5 protein-coding genes and 1 tRNA gene are annotated in these 5,092 nt (G+C 56.1%); 3 read left to right on the plus strand and 3 right to left on the minus strand.

What is annotated here, in order from left to right; genetic code table 11:
- Nucleotides 1-648, minus strand: a 648-nt coding sequence (locus ABYV26_RS20460) for a response regulator (protein ID WP_372683216.1), incomplete at its 3' end; no start/stop codon positions are given.
- A 155-nt stretch (nt 649-803) separates the two neighbouring features.
- Nucleotides 804-1,721 (minus strand): hydroxymethylglutaryl-CoA lyase, encoded by a 918-nt coding sequence (locus ABYV26_RS20465; protein WP_372683217.1) that lies wholly within the window; start codon nt 1,719-1,721, stop codon nt 804-806.
- 277 nt (nt 1,722-1,998) lie between these two features.
- Here ABYV26_RS20465 and ABYV26_RS20470 point away from each other — a divergent pair, with 277 nt between their 5' ends.
- Entirely contained in the window at nt 1,999-3,246 is a 1,248-nt protein-coding gene (locus ABYV26_RS20470; RefSeq protein ID WP_372683218.1) for a glycosyltransferase family 4 protein, read from the plus strand.
- Nucleotides 3,233-4,024 (plus strand): class I SAM-dependent methyltransferase, encoded by a 792-nt coding sequence (locus ABYV26_RS20475; RefSeq protein ID WP_372683219.1) that lies wholly within the window; start codon nt 3,233-3,235, stop codon nt 4,022-4,024. The genes ABYV26_RS20470 and ABYV26_RS20475 overlap by 14 nt, the downstream gene beginning before the upstream one ends.
- 178 nt (nt 4,025-4,202) lie before the next feature.
- Here the strand turns inward: ABYV26_RS20475 and ABYV26_RS20480 are convergent, their stop codons facing one another.
- Nucleotides 4,203-4,457: a hypothetical protein gene (locus tag ABYV26_RS20480; protein ID WP_372683220.1), complete on the minus strand. Its 255-nt coding sequence runs from the start codon at nt 4,455-4,457 to the stop codon at nt 4,203-4,205.
- A 561-nt stretch (nt 4,458-5,018) separates the two neighbouring features.
- On the opposite strand from ABYV26_RS20480, the gene ABYV26_RS20485 reads away from it, so the two are divergent.
- Nucleotides 5,019-5,091, plus strand: a tRNA-Asn gene (locus ABYV26_RS20485).
- Nucleotide 5,092: the final 1 nt, after the last annotated feature.

The following is a 5,092-nucleotide window of genomic DNA, read 5'->3' on the forward strand; positions in this document are numbered from 1 at the left end:
CACGGACCGGGCCACCTGCACCGGCCGTTGAATCGCTTCGTTGATCACATAAAAACAGGCCTCGTCGGCATGGGTCAGTTCGGTGGACAGGTCGACCACCCGCTTGAACAGGTCGAAGCTGGAGTCGATGGTGGCAAAGTCAGTCATGATGCGGTTGAGGGTGTTGAGTTCATCGACTTTGTAGGTTAGTTCCCGATTGAGGGTCTCTATCCGGTGCTTTCCCTCCACCTCTTGGGTCAGGAAAATATTTTTGATAAACAGTTGGCGCTCCCGCAGCACCCGTTTGACACAGATTTCCAGCTGATTCAGGTTCACCGGCTTGATCAGGAAGTCGACCACACCGTTTTTCAGGGTACGGATGGTGTTGTCCAAAGAGGGGTAACCGGTCATGATGATAACCGGAATGGTGTTGTCCACCGTACGGATGTATTCGGCCAGTTCAAGCCCGTCCATTTCAGGCATGTTGATGTCCGTGAAGCAGCAGTCGATTTTTTCTTTTTCGATGATGTCGACGGCGAGGCGGCCATTCTCCGCCGTCAGGATGTGATACCCTTTTGCCATGAAATATTCCGAAGCCACCTCCAGAATACTTTCTTCGTCGTCCACAAACAATAGGGTCTCTTTGGAAGGGTCTGTCGTTAGCGTCATCGTTGATCGTATTTCTATGAATGGAACTGGTTTCGGAATCCCGCCGCCATTGACGGTGACCGTCAAAGCCACTTGCCTGACATGTTCCAAATATCGGCATGCCGATTTCAAACTAAAGGGACTCGGCTAAAAAAAGGAGCGGCGGGTTGTCCGATCTAATTCGATATGTGTGGGGGTTGAAAGGCCGTCACCCGGTGCATTCGACCGGGGAAGGATTTGAAAAAAAACGCCTCCATCTCGCGGGAGACCTCACCCACCCGACGGTAGTCCACACCGGTGTGAATCCCCAGGCATTCCATCAGGTAGGCGGTATCTTCGGTGCTGATATTGCCGGCGGCACCAGGGACAAAGGGACATCCGCCCATGCCGGCTAGGGCGGTGTCGAAAATCGAAACGCCATAATTCAATGCGGCCATCAGGTTAACCAGTCCCAGGCCGCGGGTGTCGTGAAGGTGCAACGCCAGGGGCAGCCGGCCCGCCAGGGGAAGCACCGCATCCAGCATGCTTTCGATCAGCGGCGGTGATCCCATGCCGGTTGTGTCAGCCAGCGTCAGCACATGGGCCCCGTGGTCGACAAATCGCCGGACGATGCCGGCAATGCGGGTGGCGGGGATCTGCCCCTCATCGACGCAACCAAAAGCGCACTGGACACTGGCTCGAACGTGAAGACCCGCAGAGACCGCCTGATCAATCATGCGCAGCCCATGATCCAGGGCTTCTTCATGGGTCATGCCGGCGTTTTTGCGGCTGTGGGAATCACTGGCGGAGAGAGAAATTTCCAAAGCTGCGATACCCGACGCCATGGCCCGGTCCAGGCCCCGCCGGTTGAGCACCAATGCCGTATAAATCACCCCCTCCCGGCGGGGAAGCATTCTGATCAAAGGTTCAGCATCGGCCATCTGGGGCACCTTTTCCGGATGGACGAAGGAAGCCACCTGAATCTGTTTCAGCCCGGCGGCGATCAACCGGGCGATGACGGCGCGTTTTCGGAGGGTGGGAACCACGGCCTGTTCGAACTGGAAGCCATCGCGTGGTCCCACCTCCACCAGCGTCACTGCATCGGGCATCGCCATGTCCGCGGGTCCTCCAAAGATTATTCCTATTACAATCCGGTGCCCCGCATGCTCAGGGGCGATCGGCTATTTTTAAAGTGTTTCACACCGACAGGTTCTACCATCCTCAGACCCCTGTCCTCTAACCGTTACCATATACCTTTCGTGCAAGGCGGACAATGCCCTTTATGGTTGCCGATCGTTTTCGATCCATCCACGAAAACTCTTGACGTTGGCCACGACCGGGCGGTAAGTGGTTCTATTTTGCCAAGTGGGAAGGATAACCTGTATTACGCTTATGAATAGCAGCCTGGAACGCCCCCTCAATATCTGCCTGCTGAGCTACCGAAGCAATCCCCACTGCGGCGGCCAGGGTGTTTACCTGAAAAATTTGAGCCGGGCACTCAAAGATATCGGCCACCATGTCGAAGTATTTTCGGGTCCACCGGATCCCGGTCTGGACTCGGACATCCCGATCCACCGGCCGGCCTGTCTGGACCTGTACAATCCGGAGCATCTGTTTCGGGTCCCCACCCTCAGGGAGTTGTCTGATCCGGTCAATATTGTGGAATGGGCCGGTGTTTCGACCATGGGTTTCCCCGAACCCTTTACCTTCGGCATTCGCGCCCAGCGCTTTTTGCGCACCCGCATGCGGCGCTATGACATCGTTCACGACAATCAGAGCCTCTCTTACGGCATCTGGTCTATCGCCAAAAAAATTCCCACCGTGGCCACGATCCACCATCCCATCACGGTAGATCGGGACATCGCGGTGCGCTCGGTGCGGCCGTTTTGGAAAAAGCTCAAGCACCTGCGATGGTTCTCCTTCATCGGCATGCAAAAACGGGTATCGCGCACCCTGCGCCGGATTATCACCGTCTCCGAGTGCGCACGCGGGGACATCGCCCGTGATTTCAGGATTCCCCGGGAGCGCTTTAGCGTTGTTCCCAACGGCATCAACACCAAACTGTTCTACCCTATGCCCGAGATTCAGCGGGAGCCGGGCCGCATCATTGTCACCAACAGCTCCGACGTTCCGCTAAAAGGGCTCTACTACCTGCTCCATGCGGTGGCGGAAATAGCTTACAAAAGGACCATCAGGCTGGTTGTGGTCGGAACACCCAAGAAAAACGGCGGCATCAGCCGGTTGATCCGGCGCCTGGGCATCGGGAATCTGATCGTTTTTACCGGTCGCATCAGCGATGCGGAATTTGTCCGCCAATATGCCCGGGCGGCCATGGCGGTGGTCTCATCCGTCTATGAGGGGTTCGGCCTGCCTGCGGGCGAGGCCATGGCCTGCGGCGTACCGGTAATCAGCACCACCGGCGGCGCCCTGCCCGAGGTGGTAGGTGATGCGGGAATTCTGGTCCCTCCGAGAGACCATATGTCCCTGGCCCGGGCCATTGTCGACATGCTGGACCAACCGGAGCATGCCAATGGGCTCGGCCGCCGCGGATACCAGCGGGTGCAGCAGCACTTCACCTGGCAGCGCGCAGCTGAAAAAACCGTGGACGCCTATCGGGAGACCATCCTTGATTACGGTTAATTTCTCGCGCCTGGTTGTCCACCCCGGCGATCGCATCTTGGACATCGGCTGCGGATCCGGCCGCCACACCTGTGCGGCTTACCGGCTCAAGGGAGTAAGGGTGACCGGTGCAGACCTGAACCCGACAGATCTGAAGGAAGCGCGTAAGCGGCTCAGCCTGCATGACCGGCTGGGCGAACATGGGGGCGGCATCTGGAGCCTTTCCGCGGCCAATGTAACCTGCCTGCCCTTCCCCGACAACTGCTTTGACCTTGTCGTCTGCAGTGAGGTGCTGGAACACATTCCTGATCATGAGTCGGCCATGCGAGAAATCATCCGGGTGCTCAAACCCGGCAAATCGCTGGTGGTCAGCGTTCCCCGCTACCTGCCCGAGCGCATCTGCTGGGCATTGTCTGATGACTACTTCAACGCCAACCAAGGCCATGTTCGCATCTATCGCAAAAGCGAATTGATCGACCGACTGGAGCGGGCGGGCACCCGCTTGGTAGGGCATCATAACGCCCACAGCATCCACGCACCATATTGGTGGCTCAAGTGTTTGATTGGTCCGACACGAACGGACTCGGCGGCAGTCAACCTGTACCATCGCCTGCTCGTCTGGGATATCATGAAAAAACCATGGGTAACCCGCTGGATCGATCGTCTGCTCAATCCGTTACTGGGAAAAAGTGTGGTGTTGTACCTGCAAAAAACCCAGGCAGGCAGCCGTTCAGACGAAGATCGTCATATCCATCAGCACATCCAGCCGCCCAGACAATGGTACTCGGGAAAGGAATGATTTCACAGGCAGGAACGGGCGCCACTGTCATGTCTAAGGCCGTCCCCTTGAGTCACCGAAGAATCAATTCGGCAAGGCGACAGTCCTCGACTTTCTGCGCGGCCCACAGCAGCTTCAGGTATTGGTCCCGCATGCAGTGATCATCGGGGTTGCTATCGCCCATCACGATCTCCGCGGTTTAATTGTTTATCGCCTTCAAGGTGCCGTTGAAAACCACGACGCCGGAGAGCTTGCCGGCAATGTGTTCGATCAGTTCTTCATCGTTGATAAAAACAGCCCGGTTGAACATCTCCAAGTACGGGCCCAGCTGCTCGAAACGATCCAGAATCAGGTAGTCCACAAGCACTCCCCGTTGCGCGGGAGCCTGGGCATCGCGTTGATCCGATTGACTCGGCCGCAACACGGATGGCGGGACATCCAGCACCTTTGACATTTGGGCCAGGTCGTCAACCGTGGGCTTCTGCTTACTCAGCTCAATTTTTTTATTTTCGTCCGTCTTGTCTCCACGCTCGTATTGAAGGCCTTGGCACCAAACTGGCCTTGGTTCAAACCCAGTCGTTGGCGTAGGGGTTTTCAGACTCAGTAAAAAAAATTGACCCGGGTCTGCAAGGACAATTATTGATAAGCGCCGATACTTAATTTACTGCACGCGAAAAAAGATTGGTACCGCGTTCCAGGCATCTCGCGAAAGCGGTCATCTCACTCCATGCCCAGAGCGCCCGTTACCCTGGCGGCAGACATTAAATGAGTCTGTGGGGCTTTGCACCAAGCGTATCTATTCAGGTGGTGCAAAAACACGAACCCCATTGAATCGGTGAAGCGCGTCTTATAAATAAATTAAACTTTTTTTTCAGTATGTTGGAAGCCTTTGAAAGCAAACCATCCGGTCTGGAATCCCACTTCTTCGGGGCCAAAAAAGCCCTTGACATTCAAATCATGGTCGATTATTTAAGACGCTTCTTTAGTCGTCAGCGCGACAAAAGAAGCCTTATAATCCCCAGTAGCTCAGTCGGCAGAGCAAGTGGCTGTTAACCACTGGGTCCGCGGTTCAAGTCCGTGCTGGGGAGC

The organism is Desulfosarcina sp. (assembly GCF_041551955.1).
In the GTDB taxonomy this organism is placed as follows: domain Bacteria; phylum Desulfobacterota; class Desulfobacteria; order Desulfobacterales; family Desulfosarcinaceae; genus Desulfosarcina.

Coding starts and splice junctions, on each gene's coding strand:
- ABYV26_RS20465 (WP_372683217.1), bottom strand. CDS start 1,721: ATGGCGATGCCCGATGCAGTGACGCTGGTGGAGGTGGGACCACGCGAT.
- ABYV26_RS20470 (WP_372683218.1), top strand. CDS start 1,999: ATGAATAGCAGCCTGGAACGCCCCCTCAATATCTGCCTGCTGAGCTAC.
- ABYV26_RS20480 (WP_372683220.1), bottom strand. CDS start 4,457: ATGTCAAAGGTGCTGGATGTCCCGCCATCCGTGTTGCGGCCGAGTCAA.